At 71.0% G+C, this 19,857-nt stretch carries 20 protein-coding genes; 10 read left to right on the top strand and 10 right to left on the bottom strand.

Annotated features, from left to right (window positions below):
• Positions 1 to 46: 46 nt before the first annotated feature.
• Together ACZ7LV_RS06000 and ACZ7LV_RS05995 are read right to left on the bottom strand one after the other, a co-directional pair.
• Positions 47 to 280, bottom strand: a complete 234-nt coding sequence (locus ACZ7LV_RS06000) for a hypothetical protein (RefSeq protein ID WP_385388440.1) — start codon at positions 278 to 280, stop codon at positions 47 to 49.
• Positions 281 to 359: 79 nt separating this feature from the next.
• The gene (locus ACZ7LV_RS05995) at positions 360 to 1,361 is read right to left on the bottom strand and encodes a DEDDh family exonuclease (RefSeq protein ID WP_471936238.1); all 1,002 of its coding nucleotides are present in this window, start codon (positions 1,359 to 1,361) and stop codon (positions 360 to 362) included.
• A 127-nt stretch (positions 1,362 to 1,488) separates the two neighbouring features.
• Here ACZ7LV_RS05995 and ACZ7LV_RS05990 point away from each other — a divergent pair, with 127 nt between their 5' ends.
• Positions 1,489 to 2,370: a sterol desaturase family protein gene (locus ACZ7LV_RS05990; protein ID WP_471936236.1), complete on the top strand. Its 882-nt coding sequence runs from the start codon at positions 1,489 to 1,491 to the stop codon at positions 2,368 to 2,370.
• Entirely contained in the window at positions 2,367 to 3,095 is a 729-nt protein-coding gene (locus ACZ7LV_RS05985; protein ID WP_471936234.1) for a lysoplasmalogenase, read from the top strand. The genes ACZ7LV_RS05990 and ACZ7LV_RS05985 overlap by 4 nt, the downstream gene beginning before the upstream one ends.
• Before the next feature lie 3 nt (positions 3,096 to 3,098).
• Here ACZ7LV_RS05985 and ACZ7LV_RS05980 read toward each other — a convergent pair whose 3' ends face one another.
• Complete coding sequence (locus ACZ7LV_RS05980) at positions 3,099 to 4,613, bottom strand: S8 family peptidase (RefSeq protein ID WP_471936232.1); 1,515 nt, start codon at positions 4,611 to 4,613, stop codon at positions 3,099 to 3,101.
• A gap of 136 nt (positions 4,614 to 4,749) precedes the next feature.
• Positions 4,750 to 6,273, bottom strand: coding sequence for a S8 family peptidase (locus ACZ7LV_RS05975; protein WP_471936230.1), 1,524 nt, complete (start codon positions 6,271 to 6,273; stop codon positions 4,750 to 4,752).
• Positions 6,274 to 6,608: 335 nt separating this feature from the next.
• Here ACZ7LV_RS05975 and ACZ7LV_RS05970 point away from each other — a divergent pair, with 335 nt between their 5' ends.
• The 3 genes from ACZ7LV_RS05970 to moaA all read left to right on the top strand — a co-directional run bounded on the left by ACZ7LV_RS05970 (position 6,609) and on the right by moaA (position 9,760).
• Positions 6,609 to 6,968 (top strand): DUF485 domain-containing protein, encoded by a 360-nt coding sequence (locus ACZ7LV_RS05970; protein ID WP_471936228.1) that lies wholly within the window; start codon positions 6,609 to 6,611, stop codon positions 6,966 to 6,968.
• Entirely contained in the window at positions 6,965 to 8,590 is a 1,626-nt protein-coding gene (locus ACZ7LV_RS05965; RefSeq protein WP_471936226.1) for a solute symporter family protein, read from the top strand. The genes ACZ7LV_RS05970 and ACZ7LV_RS05965 overlap by 4 nt, the downstream gene beginning before the upstream one ends.
• Positions 8,591 to 8,770: 180 nt before the next feature.
• Positions 8,771 to 9,760, top strand: a complete 990-nt coding sequence (moaA, locus tag ACZ7LV_RS05960) for a GTP 3',8-cyclase MoaA (protein WP_471936224.1) — start codon at positions 8,771 to 8,773, stop codon at positions 9,758 to 9,760.
• Between the two features lie 23 nt (positions 9,761 to 9,783).
• Here the strand turns inward: moaA and ACZ7LV_RS05955 are convergent, their stop codons facing one another.
• Positions 9,784 to 9,999, bottom strand: a complete 216-nt coding sequence (locus ACZ7LV_RS05955; RefSeq protein ID WP_401675908.1) for a hypothetical protein — start codon at positions 9,997 to 9,999, stop codon at positions 9,784 to 9,786.
• Between the two features lie 203 nt (positions 10,000 to 10,202).
• Positions 10,203 to 10,589 (bottom strand): DUF3099 domain-containing protein, encoded by a 387-nt coding sequence (locus ACZ7LV_RS05950; protein ID WP_471936221.1) that lies wholly within the window; start codon positions 10,587 to 10,589, stop codon positions 10,203 to 10,205.
• Positions 10,590 to 10,831: 242 nt separating this feature from the next.
• On the opposite strand from ACZ7LV_RS05950, the gene ACZ7LV_RS05945 reads away from it, so the two are divergent.
• Positions 10,832 to 11,107: a GlsB/YeaQ/YmgE family stress response membrane protein gene (locus tag ACZ7LV_RS05945; protein ID WP_471936219.1), complete on the top strand. Its 276-nt coding sequence runs from the start codon at positions 10,832 to 10,834 to the stop codon at positions 11,105 to 11,107.
• Positions 11,108 to 11,170: 63 nt separating this feature from the next.
• Here the strand turns inward: ACZ7LV_RS05945 and tyrS are convergent, their stop codons facing one another.
• Genes tyrS through ACZ7LV_RS05930 form a run of 3 tightly spaced genes read right to left on the bottom strand, consistent with a single transcriptional unit; the run spans position 11,171 to position 15,411 of the window.
• On the bottom strand, positions 11,171 to 12,439 hold the full coding sequence (tyrS, locus tag ACZ7LV_RS05940; protein WP_471936217.1) for a tyrosine--tRNA ligase: 1,269 nt from the start codon (positions 12,437 to 12,439) through the stop codon (positions 11,171 to 11,173).
• Positions 12,440 to 12,496: 57 nt separating this feature from the next.
• On the bottom strand, positions 12,497 to 13,891 hold the full coding sequence (locus ACZ7LV_RS05935; protein ID WP_471936215.1) for a metallopeptidase TldD-related protein: 1,395 nt from the start codon (positions 13,889 to 13,891) through the stop codon (positions 12,497 to 12,499).
• Positions 13,888 to 15,411: a TldD/PmbA family protein gene (locus ACZ7LV_RS05930; protein WP_471936213.1), complete on the bottom strand. Its 1,524-nt coding sequence runs from the start codon at positions 15,409 to 15,411 to the stop codon at positions 13,888 to 13,890. The genes ACZ7LV_RS05935 and ACZ7LV_RS05930 overlap by 4 nt, the downstream gene beginning before the upstream one ends.
• 253 nt (positions 15,412 to 15,664) lie before the next feature.
• On the opposite strand from ACZ7LV_RS05930, the gene fabG reads away from it, so the two are divergent.
• The 3 genes from fabG to ACZ7LV_RS05915 all read left to right on the top strand — a co-directional run bounded on the left by fabG (position 15,665) and on the right by ACZ7LV_RS05915 (position 17,724).
• Positions 15,665 to 16,369, top strand: coding sequence for a 3-oxoacyl-[acyl-carrier-protein] reductase (gene fabG, locus ACZ7LV_RS05925; RefSeq protein WP_401675896.1), 705 nt, complete (start codon positions 15,665 to 15,667; stop codon positions 16,367 to 16,369).
• A gap of 5 nt (positions 16,370 to 16,374) precedes the next feature.
• On the top strand, positions 16,375 to 17,142 hold the full coding sequence (gene fabI / locus ACZ7LV_RS05920; protein ID WP_471936212.1) for an enoyl-ACP reductase FabI: 768 nt from the start codon (positions 16,375 to 16,377) through the stop codon (positions 17,140 to 17,142).
• Between the two features lie 228 nt (positions 17,143 to 17,370).
• Positions 17,371 to 17,724 (top strand): hypothetical protein, encoded by a 354-nt coding sequence (locus ACZ7LV_RS05915; protein WP_471936210.1) that lies wholly within the window; start codon positions 17,371 to 17,373, stop codon positions 17,722 to 17,724.
• Here the strand turns inward: ACZ7LV_RS05915 and ACZ7LV_RS05910 are convergent.
• The gene (locus ACZ7LV_RS05910; RefSeq protein WP_471936208.1) at positions 17,699 to 18,394 is read right to left on the bottom strand and encodes a FadR/GntR family transcriptional regulator; all 696 of its coding nucleotides are present in this window, start codon (positions 18,392 to 18,394) and stop codon (positions 17,699 to 17,701) included. The genes ACZ7LV_RS05915 and ACZ7LV_RS05910 overlap by 26 nt on opposite strands.
• A 73-nt stretch (positions 18,395 to 18,467) precedes the next feature.
• Between ACZ7LV_RS05910 and ACZ7LV_RS05905 the strand changes: the two genes are divergently transcribed.
• Complete coding sequence (locus ACZ7LV_RS05905) at positions 18,468 to 19,853, top strand: CynX/NimT family MFS transporter (RefSeq protein ID WP_471936206.1); 1,386 nt, start codon at positions 18,468 to 18,470, stop codon at positions 19,851 to 19,853.
• The last annotated feature ends 4 nt before the right edge of the window (positions 19,854 to 19,857 follow it).

The following is a 19,857-nucleotide window of genomic DNA, read 5'->3' as shown; positions in this document are numbered from 1 at the left end:
GTGCGGGGAGGCGGGGTGGAGGTGGGCGCGGGAGGGCTCCCGGGGCTCAGACGCGGTCGACGATGCCCACCCTCCCCTCCGCGCGGGCGCAGTGCGCACCGCAGTACCAGTGGCCCTCGACCTCGACGCCCTGGCCGATGATCTGTACCCGGCAGTGCTCGCAGATGGGTGCCATGCGGTGGATCGCGCAGGCGAAGCAGTCGAAGACGTGCACCGCGCCCTGCGCGTGGACCTCGAAGGTCATTCCGTAGCTGTTGCCGCAAACTTCGCAATTCGCCATGCGCCACAGGGTGAGCCGTCCCCGGGGCACGGGCGAGCGGGCGCCGGGCGAGTCGCCCACTAATCACCCGTCCGTACGGTCACCCCTCCGGGGCCGCTTCCACGTCCCCGAGAAGCTGCCCGAAGGCCGCCTCGTCGACCACGGGTGTGCCGTACTGCCGGGCCTTGACGACCTTCGACGTGCCCGAGTCCGGGTCGTTGGTGACGAGCAGGCTGGTCAGCCGGGACAGGCTCGTGGCGACGTGCAGCCCCGCTTCGACGGCGCGGTCCTCCAGCAGCTCGCGCTCGACCGAGGTGTCCCCGGAGAAGGCGATGCGCATGCCCTGCTGGAGGCGCTTGCCCTCCTCGTACCGCCCCGGGTTGGGGTAGGGGCAGGCGGGCCGTTTGCGGGACGGGCGCCAACTGCCCGGCCGGTAGCCGCCGTAGCCGCCCCCTCCGGTCGCCTGCTGCCCGATGAGGGCCGAGGGCCGCTCGACCCACTCCGTCAGTGGCCGGCACTCGTGCAGCGGCAGCCGTACGCCGCCCTCGGCCGCGGCCCGCAGGCTCGGCCGGAACGCCTCCGCGAGCACGCGGGCGTCGTCCAGCGCGTGGTGCGCCCGCTGCTGCACGACGCCGTAGTGCGCGGCCAGCGACTCCAGCTTGTGGTTGGGCAGCGGAAGCTCCAGCGCCTTGGACAGGGCGATGGTGCACAGCCGCTGACGCACCGGCGCCTCGCGCCGCACGCGCGCGTACTCGCGGGCGATCATCTGCCAGTCGAAGACGGCGTTGTGCGCGACGAGCACCCGGCCCTCCAGCCGGCTCGCGAACTCCTCGGCGATGTCACCGAAGAGCGGCGCCCCTTCGAGCGCCTCGCTCGTCAGGCCGTGGATCCACACGGGGCCGGGGTCGCGCTCCGGGTTGACCGTCGTGTACCAGTGGTCCTCGACCTCGCCGCGCCCGTCCAGCCGGTAGACGGCCGCGGAGATGATCCGGTCGTCCCGGGCCAGGCCGGTGGTCTCCACGTCAACGACCGCGTATCCCAGGGGATACGCGGTCGGCCAGACTGCCGGGGAGGACGCTGCGGTCGCACGGTCTTCGAGCATGGTCATTGAGGATACGGGCCCGGACCGACATCCCTGTCCGTCAGGACTCCGGCCCCGGCGGCCCGTTGGCGGTACTTGTGGGTAACAACCCCTAGCCGTGCCCCTCCCGGGGTCCTACGGTGCACCCATGCCGAACCTGCCCGACGTCGTGCTCTGGTCCATACCGGCCTTCGTGCTGCTCGCCCTCGTCGAGATGATCAGCGTCCGTCTCCATCCCGACGAGGACGCGGCCGGATACGAGGCCAAGGACGCCGCCACGAGCGTCACCATGGGACTCGGCAGCCTGTTCTTCGACCTGATCTGGAAGATCCCGGTCGTCGCCCTCTACACCGCCCTGTACGAGCTGACGCCGCTCCGGGTGCCCGTGCTGTGGTGGACCGTCGTGCTGATGCTGCTCACGCAGGACTTCTTCTACTACTGGTCGCACCGCGGCCACCACGTCATCCGCGTCCTGTGGGCCTGTCACGTGGTGCACCACTCGAGCGAGAAGTTCAACCTCACCACCGCGCTGCGCCAGCCGTGGACGTCCTTGACCGGCTGGCCGTTCTACGTCCCCCTGATCGTCGCCGGGGTGCACCCGGCCGCGCTGGCCTTCTGCTCGTCCGCGAACCTCGTCTACCAGTTCTGGATCCACACCGAGCGGATCGACAAGATGCCCCGCTGGTTCGAGTACGCCCTCAACACGCCGTCCCACCACCGGGTGCACCACGCGTCCCAAGGCGGCTACCTCGACCGCAACTTCGGCGGCATCCTCATCGTCTGGGACCGCCTCTTCGGCACCTTCGTCGCCGAGACGGAACGGCCGGTGTACGGGCTGACCAAGAACATCGGCACGTACAACCCGCTGCGGGTCGCCACCCACGAGTACGCCGCCATCGCCAGGGACCTGAAGGCGGCGCGCGGTTGGCGCGAGCGCGCCGGTCGGCTCTTCCGCGGCCCCGGCTGGCAGCCGGCCCCGGCCCCAGCACCCGCGGCGACGGAACCGGCCGGCGAGAGCGCCACCGCGTGAGCACCTCGCGTGCCCGCCCCGCCCCATCCGTCCCGCCGGTCGCCGTGCTCGCCGTCGTCGCCGCCGTCGACCTCGTCTCGCTCGCCGTCGGCTTCGAGCCCGGCCACACCGTCGCCAAGCCGCTCCTGATGCCGCTGCTCGCCGTCCGGGCCCACCTGAGCGGTGCGCCCCGGCTGCTCGTCGCGGCCCTGCTGTGCGGCTGGGGCGGGGACGTGCTACTGCTGTCGGACGCGGAGCCCGCCTTCCTGGCAGGCATGGGCTCCTTCGCCCTGGGACACGTGTGCTACCTCGCCCTGTTCGCTGCGCACGGCCGGCCGCACCCCGTCCCACGCGCGCGTGCGGGCCTCGTCGCCCTCGGCTACGCCGCCGTCCTCACCGGCGCCGCCGTCCTGCTCCTGCCCGATCTGCCGGCCGGACTGCGCCTGCCCGTGGCCGCCTACAGCGCGCTGCTCACCGCCATGGCGTACGGCGCCCGCACCCGGCTCGGTCCCGTCGCCGGGTGCGGCGGCGCGCTGTTCCTGCTGTCCGACACGCTCATCGCCTCCGGCCTCGCCGACTGGCCGCAGCCGCCCGCGGCGGACTTCTGGATCATGCTCACGTACCTCGCGGCGCAGTCCCTGCTGACGTGGGGCACGCTCGCCGCGGGGCGCGCACCGACGTCGGACGGCAGTGGCGGGGGCCCCGGCTGGGGCGCCCGCCACTCGGCTCCGCTCGACCGGGCCTGAGCCCTACCGGGTCACCGCGTCCAGCGCGTCCGCGGTGCCCCAGCCGTAGAAGCCGTTGTAGTTCTTCGGCCCCTCGCACACCGCGTCGACCTTGCCGTCACCGTTGATGTCGTACGGGTCCGTGCACGCCGTGCCGTCCGCCTCGGCGTACAGCAGCGCCTTCACCAGCGCCGGCGGGGCGTACGGGTGCGTCGACTTGATCAGGGCGGCGACACCCGCGACGTGCGGCGACGCCATCGACGTACCCGCCATGTAGCCCCACTTGCCGCCGGGCAGCGTGCCCAGGATCAGACCGCTGGTCGCGGGCGGCGCCGGCGTCTGATAGGCCGTCGAGTCGCCGCCGGGCGCGGCGATGTCGATGACGCCCAGACCGTGGTTCGAGAAGGACGACTTCAGACCCTTGGCGCCGGTGGCGGCGACCGTCACGATGCCCGGCAGCTGGGTCGGTATGTCATAGCACTCGGACGGGTCGATCACCCGCTCCGTGGGCGTGGAGTCGTTGGGGGAGACCGGGTCGGTGATCTCGTCGGCCGCGAGGTCGTAGTTCTCGTTGCCGGCCGCGGCGACGTTGACCGCGCCCTTCCTCTCCGCGTACTTCGACGCCCGGGTGATGGCCTCCACGAGCGCCTTCTGGTCCGGGTCGTTCTTGCAGTTGAAGTACCAGGGGTCGGTGTAATAGCTGTTGTTCGTGACGTCCACGCCGTGCTCGGCCGCCCAGACGAAGCCGCAGACGACGGCCTCGGTGTAGAAGAAGCCGGCGGTCGTGGAGACCTTGATGCCGGACACCTTCACGCCCGGCGCCACGCCCGTCATGCCGACGCCGTTCTTGGCGGCCGCGATCTCCCCGGCCACGTGCGTCCCGTGCGGGCTCTCCGCCGCGCTCGGCCGCCAGGCGCCGTCGGTGGTGTCCGGCTTGCCGGTGACGCAGTTGACCGAGGCCTTGCGGTCGAAGTTCGGCGCGATGTCCGGGTGGGTGTCGTCCACACCGGTGTCGATCACGGCGACGGTCACCCTGTCGCTGCCGAGCGACTTCTCGTGCGCCTTGTCCGCCTTGATCGCCGGCAGGTCCCACTGCAGCGGCTGGAGCGGGTCCTGGCCCTGGACGGCCTCGACGTCGGCGAGGTCGTCGGCCGTGAGCACCTTCGGCGTGCCGACGTCGGTGGTCGACTGCGCGGGCAGCGGCGCCGTCCGGGTGGCGCCGGCCGACTGCACGCCGCGTACCTTGCGGATCGTCGGGGCGAAGTCGGCGTTCGCCGAGTGCACCACGATCACGCCGATCTGCTGGTACGACATGACGACCGTGCCGCCGGCCTTGGCGATCGCCTTCTTCACCTGCCCCGAGTCGCTTCCGGGGCGGACGTTGACGACATAGCTGAGCGAGGTCGCGTCGGCCGTGACCGGCGCGGGGGCGGGGGCCGCGGACGCGGTGGCGCCCGGCAGGAAGGCGAGAGAGGTCGCCATGGCCATCCCGACCGGGATCACCAGGGCACGGCGGTAACGGGGGTGAGGCACTGTCATGGTGAGCATGTCTCCAGTTCGTTCGCGAGAGAGGCGGTACGAGCGGACGTGCGGGGAGTTCGACGTGGGGGAGTCCGACGTGCGGGGACGACCGCGGCGGCGCCCGGCTGCCCGGCCGCCGCCGCGACAGATGCGGCTACTTGACCGCGCGCAGCGCGTCGACGATGCCGTGTCCGTAGAAACCGTTGACGCGTGTGCCGCCCTCGCACACCGCGTCCTGCGTGCCGTCACCGTTCTGGTCGTACGACTCGGGACAGGCCGTCTTGTCCGCCTGGGCCTTGAGCAGCCACTGCAGCTGCGCCGGGCTCGCCCAGGGGTGCTCGGACTTCAGCAGCGCGGCGACGCCCGCGGCGTGCGGCGAGGCCATCGAGGTGCCCTGCAGGAAGCCGTACTGGTTGTTCGGCATGGTGGACAGGATGCGGCCGTTCTTCGACGGCGTGTCCGGGATCTGGTAGAGCCGGTCGCCGCCGGGCGCCGCGACGTCGACGACGCCCTCGCCGTACGAGGAGTAGTACGACTTGAGGTTCTGCACGCCCGTGGCGCTGACCGTGACGATCCCCGGGAGCTGCGTCGGCACGTCGAAGCACTCGTGCGGGTCGACGGTGCGCTCGACCGGGGTGGAGTCGTCAGGGCTGCTGCTGTCGACGATGGCGTCCGAGTCCAGGTCGTGGTTCGAGTTGCCGGCCGACGCCAGGTGCAGGGTGCCCTTCTTCTGGGCGTACAGCTGGGCCCGGTTGACCGCGTCGACGATCGCGCGCTGGTCCGGGTCGTCCATGCAGTTGTAGAGCCAGGGGTCGACGTAGTAGCTGTTGTTCGTGATCTCGACGCCGTGGTCGGCGGCGAACACGAACGCGCACACGACGTTCTCCGGGTAGAAGAGCCCGTTGTGCGGGTCGCTCACCTTGATGCCGGCGACCTTCACACCCGGCGCCACGCCGGCCACGCCGATCCCGTTGCGGGCCGCCGCGATCTCACCGGCGACATGCGTGCCGTGGTAGTCGTCCGCGGTGTAGGGCCGCCAGGCGCCCTCGCTGGTGTCCGCGACACCGCCGACACAGTTGGCGGACTGGCTCGCCGAGAAGTTGGGGGCGAGGTCGGGGTGGGTGTCGTCGACGCCGGTGTCGATCACGGCGACGGTGACCCGGCTGCTGCCCGGGTTGATCCGCGCGGCCTTGTCGGCGCCTATCGCGCGCAGGTCCCACTGGTCGGCCTCCAGGGGCTCGCTCCCGGGCGTGGCGGCCGCCTTCACCTTCGCCGCCTCCGCGCCGGTCAGGTAGTCCGCGGCGCCCTCGTCGGTGGTGCCCGCGGCGACGAGCGGGGCGGTACGGGTGGCACCCGCCGACTGCACGCCGCGGGCCTTGCGTATCTGCGCGCCGAAGTCCGGGTTCGCCGAGTGCGCGACGATGACGCCGATCTTGTCGTACGTGGTGACGACGGTTCCGCCGGCCGCGGCGATGGCCCTGCGTACCGACGCGAGCGTGTGACGGTCCGTCTTGGTGTTGACGACGTACGCCAGCTGGGGCGAGTCCGCGGCCTGCACGGCGGGCTCCGCGCGCGGGGCGGCCGTGGCGGACGCGGGCAGGAAGCCGAGCGAGGCGGTCAGCGACAGCACGACGGGCACGGCGAGGGCGAGCCGGCGTCTGGAACGCAGATGAGCCATGGGGTCTCCACATCATCCGGAAACGAAACCGGCCCGAGACACAGGTGGCGCTCGGGCAGGTACATGACGGGTGGTGCAGGGTGAAGCTATCTCCCGACCTCGCTGGCCAGCAATCACTTCCGGGGATGACTTCGGAGTTTTCCGCCGATGACTTCCGAAAGAACGCAGGGCGGTTGAACCGGTTCTCGCGTGGCGCCGTGACGTTGAACAGGGAGCCCGAGCACGATCGAGGCGGCCCCCTGTCGGATCACGCACCCGGCCACTACCATCGCCGCCCGGTTCACGTGATCCACATCACTGGCAACAGCACAGCAGCCGCAACACGAGGAGACTCCGTGTCTACCGAAGCACCGCCACCCTCGAAGGAAACAGAACATCGACTCCCCTCGACCGAGGAGTTCGTCGAGGTGCAAAGCAGCGCGGAGTTCGGCGATCTGCGCCGCTCCTACCGTTCCTTCGCCTTCCCGCTGACCGTCGGCTTCATCGCCTGGTACCTGCTGTACGTCCTGCTGTCCAACTACGCGGGCGGCTTCATGGGCACCGAGCTGTTCGGCAACATCAACGTCGCCTTCGTCTTCGGTATCGCCCAGTTCGTCACCACGTTCCTCATCGCCTGGTGGTACTCGCGGCACGCCGCCGCGAAGCTCGACCCCAAGGCCGAGGCCATCAAGACCCGGATGGAGGGCGGCGCGTGAGCCCCGTTCAGCAGACCGTTCTCGCGGCCAACGAGGCCAGCGAACACCGCCCGCTCATCATCACGCTGTTCGGACTGTTCGTCGTCGCGACCCTCGTCATCACCATCTGGGCGGGCCGCCAGACCAAGGACGCGGCCGACTTCTACGCGGGCGGCCGCCAGTTCAGCGCCTTCCAGAACGGCCTCGCCGTCTCCGGCGACTACATGTCCGCCGCGTCGTTCCTCGGCATCGCCGGCGCGATCGCCCTGTTCGGCTACGACGGCTTCCTGTACTCCATCGGCTTCCTGGTGGCCTGGCTGGTCGCCCTGCTCCTGGTGGCCGAGCCGCTGCGGAACTCCGGCCGCTACACCATGGGTGACGTGCTCGCGTACCGCATGCGCCAGCGCCCGGTCCGCACCGCGGCCGGTACCTCGACGATCGTCGTGTCGATCTTCTACCTGCTGGCCCAGATGGCGGGCGCCGGCGTCCTTGTCTCCCTGCTCCTCGGCATCACCTCGGACGCGGGCAAGGTCGCCATCGTGGCGCTGGTCGGCATCCTGATGATCGTCTACGTCTCCATCGGCGGCATGAAGGGCACCACCTGGGTCCAGATGATCAAGGCCGTGCTGCTGATCGGCGGCACGCTCCTGATCACCTTCCTGGTACTGCTGAAGTTCAACTTCAACATCTCCGACCTGCTGGGCTCGGCCGCCGAGAACAGCGGCAAGGGCGCCGCCTTCCTGGAGCCGGGCCTCCAGTACGGCGCCACAAGCACCTCCAAGCTGGACTTCGTCTCCCTCGGCATCGCGCTCGTCCTCGGCACCGCCGGCCTGCCGCACATCCTGATCCGCTTCTACACGGTCCCGAACGCCAAGGCCGCCCGTAAGTCCGTGAACTGGGCGATCGGCATCATCGGCGGCTTCTACCTGATGACCATCGCGCTCGGCTTCGGTGCCGCCGCGCTGATCTCCCAGGACGAGATCATCGAGTCCAACCCGTCCGGCAACACGGCGGCCCCGCTGCTCGCCCTGCACCTCGGCGGCGTCGACTCGGCATGGGGCGCGATCCTGCTGGCCACGATCTCGGCGGTGGCCTTCGCCACGATCCTCGCCGTGGTCGCCGGTCTGACCCTGGCGTCCTCGTCGTCCTTCGCGCACGACATCTACGCCAACGTCATCCGCAAGGGCAAGGCCACCGGCGCGGAGGAGGTCCGCGCGGCCCGCTGGGCGACCGTCTTCATCGGCATCGTCTCCATCGGCCTCGGCGCCCTCGCCCGCGACCTGAACGTCGCGGGACTGGTCGCCCTCGCCTTCGCGGTCGCCGCCTCCGCCAACCTGCCGACCATCCTCTACAGCCTGTTCTGGAAGCGCTTCACCACCCAGGGCGCGCTGTGGTCGATCTACGGCGGTCTGATCGTCGCCGTCGGCCTGGTGCTGTTCTCGCCCGTGGTCTCCGGCGACCCCAAGGCGATGTTCCCCGACGTCGACTTCGCCTGGTTCCCGCTGAAGAACCCCGGCATCATCTCGATCCCGTTCGGCTTCCTGATGGGCTGGCTCGGCACCGTCCTGTCGAAGGAGGGGCCGGACACCGGCAAGTACGCGGAGCTGGAGGTCAGGTCCCTGACCGGCACCGGCGCCCACTGAGCGAGCGCCTCACAGCGGCCGCGTCGCGGTGCCCCCTGTGGGTCCCTACGACGCGGCCGCGTCCCACCTCGTGGGATCAGGCCTTAGCCGTTGTCGGTGAGGTCACGTAGGCTCACAGGTGTCGGAGAAAGTTGTGCTTGTGCTCCGCTGCGTGTGATCCACCACGAGGGAGGGGGCCACGTGCTCATCGACACCTACGGCCGGGTGGCCACCGATCTGAGGGTCTCGCTGACCGACCGCTGCAACCTGCGTTGCACGTACTGCATGCCCGAGGAGGGCCTGCAGTGGCTGGCGAAACCCGATCTGCTCACCGACGACGAGATCGTCCGGCTCATCGACATCGCGGTCACCACCCTCGGTGTCGACGAGGTCCGCTTCACCGGCGGCGAGCCCCTGCTGCGCCCCGGCCTGGTCGGGATCGTGGAGCGCGTGGCCGCCCTCGAACCCCGCCCGCAGATGTCCCTCACCACCAACGGCATCGGCCTCAAGCGCACGGCCGCGGCCCTGAAGTCCGCGGGCCTGGACCGGGTCAACGTCTCCCTGGACACCCTGCGCCCCGAGGTCTTCAAGACCCTCACCCGGCGCGACCGCCACCACGACGTCATAGCGGGCCTGGACGCCGCCCGTGAGGCCGGCCTGACCCCGGTGAAGGTCAATTCGGTGCTGATGCCGGGCCTGAACGACGACGAGGCGCCCGACCTGCTGGCCTGGGCCGTCGAGCACGACTACGAGCTGCGCTTCATCGAGCAGATGCCCCTGGACGCCCAGCACGGCTGGAAACGCGACGGCATGATCACCGCGGGCGACATCCTGACCTCCCTGCGCACCCGCTTCGACCTCACCCCCGAGGGCGACGAGGCGCGCGGCTCGGCCCCCGCCGAGCGCTGGCTGGTCGACGGCGGCCCGCACCGCGTGGGCGTCATCGCCTCCGTCACCCGCCCGTTCTGCGCCGCCTGCGACCGCACCCGTCTGACGGCCGACGGGCAGGTGCGCACCTGCCTGTTCGCCCGTGAGGAGACCGACCTGCGCGCGGCCCTGCGCTCGGGCGCCCCGGACGAGGAGATCGCCCGTATCTGGCGCCTGGCGATGTGGGGCAAGAAGGCGGGCGCCGGTCTCGACGACCCGACGTTCGTCCAGCCGGACCGCCCGATGTCCGCCATCGGCGGCTGACAGCCAGGGGGTGGGAGGCCTGATCAGGCCTCCTGCTCCTGCCACTCCTGGAGGAGGACGACGTCCTTCAGGAACCCGCGCACCCCGAGGAACTGCGACAGATGCTCCCGATGCTCCTCGCACGCGAGCCAGGTCTTGCGCCGCTCCGGCGTGTGGATCTTCGGGTTGTTCCACGCCAGCACCCACACGGCGGCGACGCGGCAGCCCTTGGCGGAGCAGATCGGGGTCTCGTCACTCACAGGTTCGTCTCACCACTGCACGGAAAAGGCGACGCCGAGCAGCCACGGGGGGAGCTGCCCGGCGTCGGTCTGTCGCTCCGACGGGGGATGCGGAGCGCCTACGAAGTATGTCACGCGTAACCCGTCACCGGGCACCGGAACAACATGATTGATCCGGGCTTTTCCGCAGTCTGTACAGGGCCTTGATGCGGAGGACCGACGTCCTATTCGGACCGCCCCTTCGCATGATCACCCACCCTGTCCTCCGGTACGGATTCCGTGAAACGGTCACCCTCCGCACGCGGTGGCGCGATCTCCCGCACCGGGGGCGGTGCGACCACGAAGGTCGACGGGAGCGACGGCACGTTCTCCCGGCCCGCGTTGGCGATCACCACCGCGATGTAGGGAAGCAGCACGCCCAGCACCAGCGCCACGATCGCGACGTGCCGTTCCACGTTCCACAAGGTCGCCGCGAGGATCACCGAGAGCGTGCGGACCGACATCGAGATGACATAGCGGCGCTGCCGGCCGCGGACGTCGTCCTGAAGGCCCTGCCGGGCTCCGGTGATCCGGAAAACCTGGCCGTTGCCGTCACCGTGCCTGTTCCGCATCGCATTCCACCATCCGCCCGCCTCGGGACCCTCCCGGCCCTTCCAGCTCCACACCCGGCCCCACCGGTACCGGACACCGTCCACGGTACGCCGCCGTGGCTCCGCCCACGAGACCGGGTCCGCGTCCTGCCTGGGCGAACGCCGTCGGACGTAGCGCGTACGGCGGCACCCGACATGCGCCGTACGGGGTACGCCCCGACACTGGGCGTAATGCTCACGTCGAGCCGTACGAGGAGGCAGCCATGGGCTGGTTGTGGGCGATCATCGTGGGATTCGTGCTGGGCCTGATCGCCAAGGCGATCATCCCCGGCAAGCAGCACATGCCCCTCTGGCTGACCACCATCCTGGGCATGATCGGCGCCATCGCCGGCAACGCCATCGCCCGGGGCTTCGGGGTCGCCGAGACGCCCGGCATCGACTGGAGCCGCCACATCTTCCAGCTGGTGGCCGCGATCATCCTCGTCTTCCTGGGCGACATGGCCTACATGCAGCTCAGGGGCCACAAGCGACGCGCCTGACGCACGGCGGACGGGGCGGCCCCGCGCTGCCCGCAGTGCCGCCCCGCCCGTGCGCGTCACCCCTCAGGCGCTCGTGACCTCGACCGCCGCCAGGTTCTTCTTCCCCCGCCGCAGCACCAGCCAGCGCCCGTGCAGCAGGTCCTCCGCGGCCGGAACCGCGTCCTCGGAGTCGACCTTCGTGTTGTTCACGTAGGCGCCGCCCTCCTTGACCGTGCGGCGCGCGGCCGACTTGCTGGGCACCAGACCGACCTCGGCGAACAGGTCCACCACCGGACCCGGCTCGGCGACCCGGATGTGCGGCACCTCGGACAGCGCCGCGGCCAGCGTCCGCTCGTCCAGACCGGCCAGCTCGCCCTGTCCGAACAGGGCCTTGGACGCGGCGATCACGGCCGCCGTCTGGTCGGCGCCGTGCACCAGCGTCGTCAGCTCCTCGGCCAGCGCGCGCTGCGCCGCCCGCGCCTGCGGACGCTCCTGCGTCTGCGCCTCCAGCTCCTCCAGCTCGGCACGCGACTTGAAGGACAGGATCCGCAGGTAGGTCGAGATGTCCCGGTCGTCCACGTTCAGCCAGAACTGGTAGAACGCGTACGGCGTCGTCATCTCCGGGTCGAGCCAGACGGCGCCGCCCTCGGTCTTGCCGAACTTGGTGCCGTCCGCCTTGGTCATCAGCGGGGTCGCCAGCGCGTGCGCGTCGGCGTCCGGCTCCAGCCGGTGGATCAGGTCCAGTCCGGCCGTGAGGTTGCCCCACTGGTCGCTGCCGCCCTGCTGGAGGGTGCAGCCGTACCTCCGGTAGAGCTGGAGGAAGTCCATGCCCTGCAGGAGCTGGTAGCTGAACTCGGTGTAGCTGATGCCCTCCGAGGACTCCAGACGCCGGGCCACGGAGTCCTTCGTCAGCATCTTGTTGACGCGGAAGTGCTTGCCGATGTCCCGGAGGAACTCGATCGCGGAGAGGTGCTGCGTCCAGTCGAGGTTGTTGACCATCACGGCCGCGTTCTCGCCCTCGAACGACAGGAACGGCTCGATCTGGCGGCGCAGCCGGTCCACCCAGCCGGCGACCGTCTCGGGGTCGTTCAGCGTGCGCTCGGCCGTCGGCCGCGGGTCGCCGATCAGCCCCGTCGCGCCGCCCACCAGCGCCAGCGGCCGGTGTCCGGCCTGCTGGAGCCGGCGCACGGTGAGCACCTGCACGAGGTGGCCCACGTGCAGGGACGGCGCGGTCGGGTCGAAGCCGCAATAGAACGTGACGGGACCGTCCGCGAGCGCCTTGCGCAGTGCTTCCTCGTCGGTGGAGAGGGCGAACAGCCCCCGCCACTTGAGCTCGTCGACGATGTCCGTCACGGTTCTCGTGTCTCCTAGAATGATCTTCGGGCAGTCGGGTGACCGCCGCCTACGAGGTTATACGCCCCGGCTGACCGAGCTCATGTTGAAATCGGGGATCCGCAGCGGCGGCATCGCGGCCCGGGTGAACCAGTCGCTCCACTCCCGGGGCAGGGTCTTCTCGGTGCGGCCGGCCTCGACGGCCCGGCCCAGCAGGCCGACCGGCGACTCGTTGAAGCGGAAGTTGTTCACCTCGCCGGTCACCTCGCCGTTCTCGACGAGGTAGACGCCGTCCCGGGTCAGGCCGGTGAGCAGCAGGGTGGCCGGGTCGACCTCGCGGATGTACCACAGGCAGGTCAGCAGCAGCCCGCGCCCGGTGCTCGCGACCATCTCCTCAAGGGAGCGGTCCTCGCCGCCGTCCAGGATCACGTTGTCGATGTGCGGGGCGAGCGGCAGCCCGGTCATGCCCGCGCTGTGCCTGCTGGTGAGCAGATGCCTCAGCTCGCCCTCGGCCACCCACTCGGTGGGCGACAGCGGCAGACCGTTGTCGAACACCGACGAGTCGCCCCCGGAGGAGTGCGCGAGCACGAACGGGGCGGACTCCAGGCCCGGCTCGTTCGGGTCGCTGCGCAGGGTCAGCGGCAGGTCGGTGAGGCGCTCGCCCACGCGCGTGCCGCCACCCGGCTTGGAGAACACCGTCCGGCCCTCCGCCGCGTCCCGGCCCGACGCCGACCACATCTGGTAGATCAGCAGGTCCGCGACGGCGGTCGGCGGCAGCAGCGTCTCGTAGCGCCCGGCGGGCAGCTCCACGCGCCGCCCGGCCCAGCCCAGGCGTACGGCCAGCTCGGCGTCGAGCGTCGCCGGGTCCACGTCCTTGAAGTCCCGGGTGGAGCGGCCCGCCCACGCCGAGCGGGTCCGGTCGGGGGACTTGGCGTTCAGTTCCAGCGTGCCGTTCGGCTGGTCGTGCCGCAGCCGCAGCCCCGCGGACGTGCCCAGGTAGCTGGACGTCCGCTCGTGGTTGGCGAAGCCGTACAGTTCACGGCCGCCCGCACGCGCGCGGGCGAACGCCTCGCCCAGGGCCGGGGCGAAGTCGGCGAACACGGCGGACGACGTCTCGGCCGGCGCGTCCGTGAAGTCGGGCGACGCGGGCACGTCCCTCACCAGCGGCTGGGCGTCCTCGGCCGGGCCCGCGCCCCGCGCGGCGGCCTCCGCGGCCCGCACCAGCGGTTCCAGCTCATCCACGGTCACCGCGGACCGGGACACCACGCCGGACGCCGTTCCCTGACCGCCGTCGACGGTCGCGACGACCGTGAGCGTCCGTCCGCGCGTGACGCCGTTGGTGGTCAGCGCGTTGCCCGCCCAGCGCAGGTTGGCGGTCGAGTGCTCGTCCGCGATCACGACACATCCGTCGGCCCTGGACAGCTCCAGGGCCCGCTCGACGATCTCGTGCGGCTTGTTCGTCGCGGCGCTCATCGACCGGCCTCCTGCGTCGTGTTGAGGATGTTGACGCCCCGGAAGAGGGCGGAGGGGCAGCCGTGGGACACGGCCGCGACCTGGCCGGGCTGGGCCTTGCCGCAGTTGAAGGCGCCGCCGAGGACATAGGTCTGGGGACCGCCGACGGCGGCCATCGAGCCCCAGAAGTCGGTCGTCGTCGCCTGGTAGGCGACGTCCCGCAGCTGGCCGGCGAGCCGTCCGTTCTCGATCCGGAAGAAGCGCTGCCCGGTGAACTGGAAGTTGTAGCGCTGCATGTCGATCGACCAGGACCGGTCCCCGACGACGTAGATGCCCCGCTCCACACCCCCGATGAGATCCTCGGTCGACATGCCGGCCGGATCGGGCTGCAGGGACACGTTGGCCATCCGCTGCACCGGCACATGCGCGGGGGAGTCGGCGTAGGCGCAGCCGTTGGAACGCTCGAACCCGGTCAGCCGGGCGATGCGGCGGTCGAGCTGGTAGCCGACGAGGGTGCCGTCCTTGACGAGGTCCCAGGACTGCGCCTCGACGCCCTCGTCGTCGTACCCGATGGTGGCGAGCCCGTGCTCGGCGGTGCGGTCGCCGGTGACGTTCATCAGCTCGGAGCCGTACCTCAGCTTGCCGAGCTGGTCGAAGGTGGCGAAGGAGGTGCCTGCGTAGGCGGCCTCGTAGCCGAGCGCGCGGTCCAGCTCGGTGGCGTGCCCGATGGACTCGTGGATGGTCAGCCACAGGTTCGACGGGTCGACGACGAGGTCGTACAGACCCGCCCGCACGCTCGGCGCGCGCATCTTCTCGGCGAGCAGCCCCGGCAACCGGTCGAGTTCGTCGTCCCAGTCCCAGCCGGTGCCCCGGAGGTACTCCCAGCCGCGGCCCACCGGCGGTGCCACGGTGCGCATGGAGTCGAACTCGCCGGTCGACTCGTCGACCGACACGGCCGTCAGCTGCGGGTGCAGCCGTACGCGCTGCTGCGTGGTCACGGTCCCGGCGGTGTCGGCGTAGAACTTGTTCTCGTGCACCGTGAGCAGCGAGGCGTCGACGTGGTCGACCCCGTCGGCCGCGAGCAGCCGCCCGCTCCACTCGGCCAGCAGCCCCGTCTTCTCCTCGTCGGGCACGGTGAAGGGGTCGATCTCGTACGACGAGATCCACGTCCGGTCCGCGTGGACGGGCTCGCCGGCGAGCTCCACCCTCTCGTCCGACCCGGCGGCCTTGATCACCTGTGCGGACAGCTTCGCCATCGCGACGGCCTGCCCCGCCACTCTGGCGGCGGCGTCCATGGTCAGGTCCACACCGGACGCGAACCCCCACGTCCCGCCGTGCACGACCCGTACCGCGTACCCGAGGTCGGTGGTGTCCGAGGACCCGGACGGCTTTCCGTCCCTGAGCCGCCAGGACGCGCTGCGCACCCGCTCCAGCCGGAAGTCGGCATGCTCCGCCCCCAGCGCCCGCGCGCGGGCGAGCGCGGCGTCGGCGAGGGCGCGGAGCGGAAGTGCCGTGAAGGCTTCGTCGATGGTATGAGGCACCGAGGGTCTCCCTGCTGTCGTCGCCTGTCGGGTCCGATCATGTCGCGGGAGCGGTCCCGCGGACCACACGTTTCCAGGCCGCGAACGCAACTTTCTGTAGGGATTCGACAGTGCGGCTCCCTTGCCACTGTCGGTGCCCGAATGTCCCGGGAAGCGTGCCGACCGATAGGTTTTCGGTGTAGCCGCCTGTCATCGCCGCCTGTGAACCGGTGTTCGGGCGGGCGTACCAGACCGCTATCGAAAGGGTGATCCGTTGAGCCGCTCGGTTCTCGTCACCGGAGGCAACCGGGGCATCGGCCTCGCCATCGCCCGCGCTTTCGCCGACGCCGGCGACAAGGTCGCGATCACGTACCGCTCGGGTGAGCCGCCGACGGGTTTCCTCGCCGTCAAGTGCGACATCACCGACACCGAACAGGTGGAGCAGGCCTACAAGGAGATCGAGGCCGAGCACGGCCCCGTGGAGATCCTGGTCGCCAACGCCGGCGTCACCAAGGACCAGCTCCTGATGCGGATGTCCGAGGAGGACTTCACCTCGGTCATCGACACCAACCTCACCGGCACCTTCCGGGTCGTCAAGCGCGCCAACCGCGGCATGCTGCGCGCCAAGAAGGGCCGCGTCGTCCTGATCTCGTCGGTGGTCGGACTGCTCGGCTCGGCGGGTCAGGCCAACTACGCCGCCTCCAAGGCCGCGCTGGTCGGCTTCGCGCGGTCCCTCGCGCGTGAGCTGGGCTCGCGCAACATCACCTTCAACGTCGTCGCCCCCGGTTTCGTCGACACCGACATGACCCGGGTGCTCACCGACGAGCAGCGCGCCGAGTACGTGGCGCAGGTACCGCTGCGCCGCTACGCGCAGCCGGAGGAGATCGCCGCGGCGGTGCGGTTCCTCGCGTCGGACGACGCCTCGTACATCACTGGAGCCGTCATCCCCGTAGACGGCGGACTGGGAATGGGTCACTGATCACCATGAGCGGAATTCTCGAGGGCAAGCGCATCCTGATCACCGGTGTGCTGACGGAGTCCTCCATCGCCTTCCACACCGCCAAGCTCGCCCAGGAGCAGGGCGCGGAGATCATCCTCACCGCGTTCCCCCGCCCCACCCTGACCGAGCGCATCGCCAAGAAGCTGCCGAAGCCCACCAAGGTCATCGAGCTGGACGTGACCAACGGCGAGCACCTCGGCCGTCTCGCCGACGTGGTCGGCGAGGAGCTGGGCGGCCTGGACGGCGTCGTGCACTCCATCGGCTTCGCGCCGCAGGACGCGCTCGGCGGGAACTTCCTGAACACGCCGTTCGAGTCCGTCGCCACCGCCATGCACGTCTCGGCGTACTCGCTGAAGTCGCTGACCATGGCCTGCCTGCCGCTGATGCAGAACGGCGGCTCGGTCGTCGGTCTGACCTTCGACGCCCAGTTCGCGTGGCCGCAGTACGACTGGATGGGCCCGGCCAAGGCCGCCCTGGAGGCCACGAGCCGCTACATGGCACGTGACCTCGGCAAGCAGAACATCCGCTGCAACCTGATCTCGGCCGGCCCCCTCGGCTCCATGGCCGCCAAGTCCATCCCGGGCTTCTCCGAGCTGGCCTCCGTGTGGGACGACCGCTCCCCGCTGGAGTGGGACCTGAAGGACCCGGAGCCGGCCGGCCGCGGCGTGGTCGCCCTGCTGAGCGACTGGTTCCCGAAGACCACCGGCGAGATCATCCACGTCGACGGCGGGCTGCACGCCATCGGCGCCTGACCGGCCGCCCGGTGATCGGCCGATCACCGCTGTTCGAGGGCTCGCACCCGGCGCCGGGTGCGAGCCCTCCGCATGCCGTCTCGCACGCCGTCCCGCATGGCGCCCCGCATGCCGCTCGGTTGTCGCCCGTACGGGCTATCCGGCCGGGCGGTGGCAGGGGGCGGCCGGGCATTCTGAAGAGGCGTTCACCACGCACCCCTCCCCAGCCCGGCCGAGGAGGTTTCCCTTGTGCGCCTGTACCGCTGCCTGGCCTCGATGACCGTCGCCGCGGCCCTCGTCCTGTCCACGCCCTACGACGCGCTGCCGCAGGCACGCGCGGCGGACGGCGAACCGCGGGACGCGCCGCCGTTCGGCGCCACGTGCCGCACCGGCGTCGAGGGCTCCCAGGTGGTCGCCCACTGCCACAACCCCTACGTGGACGTCGACCGGGTCCGGCTGCACATCGAGTGCGAACGATGGTGGGACCTCGACACGGACAGCGCGCCCGTGGACACCGAGCCCGCGATGACCGTGCGCCTGACCGGCCGCTGCTGGAAGGAAGTCCGCTCGGTGTGGGTCAGTCACCAGAACCGGGGGAGCTGAACCGGCCCGGGCGGCACTGGAACGGATAGCCCGCCGCCTCCGAGGCCGCCGTCCCGGCGTCGCCCACGCGGATGGCGTCCAGCAGCCGGCCGTGGTCCATGTACGTCTCCGGGGTCAGCTCCTGCCCGACGTCCTCGCGCAGCCAGTCCCGCATCACCTCGCCGAGGTCGGCGTACATCGTGGTCATCACGTCGTTGTGCGAGGCGGCCACGACGGCCAGGTGGAAGGTGGCGTCCGCCGTCACGAACGCCTCCGCGTCCCCCGACTCCCAGGCCTCCTCGCGCCGCCGCAGCAAGGCGTCGAGCTGCTTGAGGTCCTTCTCCGTGCGCCGCTCGGCGGCCAGCTTCGCGGCGGCCGACTCCAGCGTCGAGCGCACTTCCGCGATGTCCCGGGGGTCGGCCCCGGTGAACCGGCGGTGCATCACTCCGGCCAGCTCGCTGGTGGCCACGACGTACGTGCCGGAGCCCTGGCGGATGTCCAGCAGACCGTTGTGCGCCAGTGCCCGGACGGCCTCTCGCACCGTGTTGCGGGCGACTCCGAGCTGCTCGACCAGCTCGGGCTCCGTGGGGATGCGGGAGCCGACCGGCCACTCGCCCGACGCGATCTGGTTGCGCAGTGCGGCGATGACCTGCTCGGACAGCGCCGAACGGCGGGGATGGCTCAGGGGCATGGCACACCTTCGCACGGGAACGGCGGCCTCGGACCGCACCGGGATGGACAACCAATCATCCCATGATTCTATGATGGGCGGCATGGCTGGTGAGGAAACCCGGACACAGGACCACCCGGGCATGGGCACGACGACCACGGACGGGCACCGCAGCGCGACGGAAGGCTCACCCATGCGCACCTGGAGCGATGCGAGCGGAGCGAGCGACGCGAACTCCACGGCCGCCGCGTCGCCCGCGCGCGCGTGGGCCGTGCGGCTGGTCGTCGTGGGCATCGTGCTGTCCGCCCTGAACCTCCGTCCCGCCATCACCAGCCTCGGCGCGCTCCTGGAGGAGGTCCGCGACGGGCTCGGCATGAGCGGCAGCGTGGCCGGCCTGCTCACCTCCGTGCCGCCCCTCTGCTTCGCCGTCTTCGGTGTCATGGCGCCGCGGCTGGCCCGCCGCTTCGGGCTCGGCGCGGTCGTGTGCGCCGGCATGGCGGCCATCGCCGCCGGCCTGCTCGTCCGGCCGTACGCGGGCGGCACGGCCGGGTTCCTGGCCGCCAGCGCCCTCGCTTTGATGGGCATCGCGGTCAGCAACGTCCTGATGCCGGTCATCGTCAAGCGCTGGTTCCCGGACCGGGTCGGGTCCATGACCGGCCTGTACTCCATGGCGCTGGCCCTCGGCACCTCCCTCGCGGCCGCGGTGACCGTGCCGATGACGGCGGCCATGGGTGGCGGTTGGCAGACGGGCCTCGCCGTGTGGGCGGCGCTCGCGGCGGTGGCCGTGGTGCCGTGGATTCCCTTCGTCCGCAACCGGGACGGCATACGCACCGGGCAGTCCGAGCCCGCCCCGCGGGTGCCGCGCCCGCGCGCGGAGGCCGGCCAGGCCCCCGCCCTGCGGATCACCCGGAGCCGTACCGCCTGGGCTCTCGCCGTCTTCTTCGGGCTCCAGGCCACCGCCGCGTACATCACGATGGGCTGGATGGCGCAGATCTTCCGCGACGCCGGCGTCGCCCCCGGCACCGCCGGGCTGCTCCTGGCCGTCACGATGGTCATGGGCGTCCCGCTGGCCTTCGTCATCCCGCGGCTCGCCACCCGGCTGCCCCAGCAGGGCCCGATCGCGCTGGCGCTGGGCGTCTGCGGGCTCGCCGGATACGCGGGGCTCTACCTCGCGCCCGCCCAGGGCGCCTGGGCCTGGGCGCTGCTGCTCGGCGTCTCGAACTGCGCCTTCCCGCTGGCCCTCACCATGGTCGGGATGCGTGCCCGCACGGGCGCGGGCGTCGCCCAGCTGTCGGCGTTCGCGCAGAGCACCGGCTATCTGATCTCCATCCCCGGACCCCTGCTGGTGGGTGTCCTCTACCAGCACAGCGGGGGCTGGGGCCTGCCGCTCGCGCTGATGGCCGCGCTGATGGTCCCGCAGATGGCCGTGGGCGTCCTGGCGGGCCGCAACCGCACGGTGGAGGACGAGGCGGCCGGCTGACCCC

This window comes from Streptomyces sp. NPDC107562 (assembly GCF_055657325.1).
The sequence above is the reverse complement of the archived record's forward strand: the minus strand, read 5'-3'. Positions and strand labels throughout refer to the sequence as shown.

Coding starts and splice junctions, on each gene's coding strand:
- ACZ7LV_RS05975 (WP_471936230.1), bottom strand. CDS start 6,273: ATGGCTCATCTGCGTTCCAGACGCCGGCTCGCCCTCGCCGTGCCCGTC.
- ACZ7LV_RS05995 (WP_471936238.1), bottom strand. CDS start 1,361: ATGCTCGAAGACCGTGCGACCGCAGCGTCCTCCCCGGCAGTCTGGCCG.
- ACZ7LV_RS05905 (WP_471936206.1), top strand. CDS start 18,468: ATGGGCGGCATGGCTGGTGAGGAAACCCGGACACAGGACCACCCGGGC.
- ACZ7LV_RS05945 (WP_471936219.1), top strand. CDS start 10,832: ATGGGCTGGTTGTGGGCGATCATCGTGGGATTCGTGCTGGGCCTGATC.
- ACZ7LV_RS05910 (WP_471936208.1), bottom strand. CDS start 18,394: ATGCCCCTGAGCCATCCCCGCCGTTCGGCGCTGTCCGAGCAGGTCATC.
- fabI (WP_471936212.1), top strand. CDS start 16,375: ATGAGCGGAATTCTCGAGGGCAAGCGCATCCTGATCACCGGTGTGCTG.
- ACZ7LV_RS05980 (WP_471936232.1), bottom strand. CDS start 4,613: ATGACAGTGCCTCACCCCCGTTACCGCCGTGCCCTGGTGATCCCGGTC.
- ACZ7LV_RS06000 (WP_385388440.1), bottom strand. CDS start 280: ATGGCGAATTGCGAAGTTTGCGGCAACAGCTACGGAATGACCTTCGAG.
- ACZ7LV_RS05950 (WP_471936221.1), bottom strand. CDS start 10,589: ATGCGGAACAGGCACGGTGACGGCAACGGCCAGGTTTTCCGGATCACC.
- ACZ7LV_RS05990 (WP_471936236.1), top strand. CDS start 1,489: ATGCCGAACCTGCCCGACGTCGTGCTCTGGTCCATACCGGCCTTCGTG.
- ACZ7LV_RS05935 (WP_471936215.1), bottom strand. CDS start 13,891: ATGAGCGCCGCGACGAACAAGCCGCACGAGATCGTCGAGCGGGCCCTG.